This is a genomic window from Clostridium vitabionis, assembly GCF_015351765.1.
Classification (GTDB): Bacteria; Bacillota; Clostridia; order Lachnospirales; family Lachnospiraceae; genus Clostridium_R; species Clostridium_R vitabionis.
This window is the reverse complement of record NZ_JADKQA010000029.1, coordinates 1-1325: the sequence shown is the minus strand read 5'-3', so window position 1 is coordinate 1325 and position 1325 is coordinate 1. Positions and strand designations below refer to the sequence as shown.

Genomic DNA, 1325 nt, shown 5'->3' with positions numbered 1-1325 from the left:
TAGAAAGTTTGTTGTGGTGACTTACATTCTACCAAAGATCCTGCCATGGATCTTTATTTTATTCAGATGTCCAACTTCATTTTACAATCGGCGCCGAAAAAACAGACGTGATGGAGGTATAATTGAATATACGAACAATGTGACGACTTAATACAATAATAGGTAAGGATGTATATATGTACGAGGAATATATCGAGGAAATAAAAAGATATGATGTGTTTGATATTATTGCCAGACTGGCTGGTACAACCATTGAGTCTAGAAATCAAAATAAAACTCTTTTCATCGATACATTAATTGATGAAATCACATCATTGGCAAGAAGCGATTTTCAAAATAGCTTTAAGATGAGTGCTGGGAAATTCCGGCGATTGATTAATCAAGTAGTTTCTAATGAACAAATAAGATTGACGATTGATCCGAACGAAAATATCTATAAGCAGAGGGTAATCTATAGGGGAAATCATTGGGTGTTTAATGGCATAGATCAGGACCCTGCATATTATTTACAATTGTTAGTTAACGTACTTCAGGAACATAATGAGTATGATACTGAATATCTTCAAAAAGTAGATCAGCTAATAAGCACTGTATTGGAAATTTCCGACTTTATAGAGAATGGTCTGAAATGTGACGATGTAATCAATGATGAATCAAAAGAGTACTATGTTCCAGATGCATCAAAGATAGAAAGAAATTCCAAATTAGTCACATTTGATGCTGACTATATTAGACAGCGAGTTGGATATGAAGACGTTTTTAATGAAATGTGTGTAAGATTCCAACATAAAAGAACTTTGGCAACACCTGATATGCTAATGTTTAATCCACAAGACCTATCTCTATTCTGTCATCCGTTTATTTATAATGACAGCAGAAATCAGATTATTGTGTCAAATGTGGCTCTGCTTCCGTCTTTTCTTATCTATCAAATATTTACACTTGCAAGGGGATATAACCTTCAGAACCAGATTTTTGACGACTTTAATGAGGCCGTATTTCGAGATTGTATCACATCCATATCACGGTTAGGCTACTCTTCGATAGATTTTATAGAGGGGGAGCCGTTGATTAATTCACGAGCTTATAAGGAGGCAATATTCTCCGTGTCTGAAACGAAGCGATTGCTTTTGATTTTCGGTTGTGATGAAGGCGGCAATTATAGTGAAGAAACAGTACATGGTATAGCATCAAACAAATATCATAACAATGTTGAAGAGCGATATCCAAAACGTAAGCGAGAAGTATTTCCGCGTACCCTATGTTAACAGTTGGAGCAAAACGCTCCAAAATTGAGAGTTGGAGTATTTCGCTCCAACTCTTTC

Annotated in this window: 1 protein-coding gene; it reads left to right on the top strand. The window is 35.5% G+C overall.

The annotated features are described in order from the left end of the window. The first annotated feature begins 176 nt into the window (after positions 1–176). Positions 177–1268 (top strand): hypothetical protein, encoded by a 1092-nt coding sequence (locus ISF27_RS13130; RefSeq protein ID WP_194611912.1) that lies wholly within the window; start codon positions 177–179, stop codon positions 1266–1268. Positions 1269–1325 lie beyond the last annotated feature (57 nt).

Coding starts and splice junctions, on each gene's coding strand:
- ISF27_RS13130 (WP_194611912.1), top strand. CDS start 177: ATGTACGAGGAATATATCGAGGAAATAAAAAGATATGATGTGTTTGAT.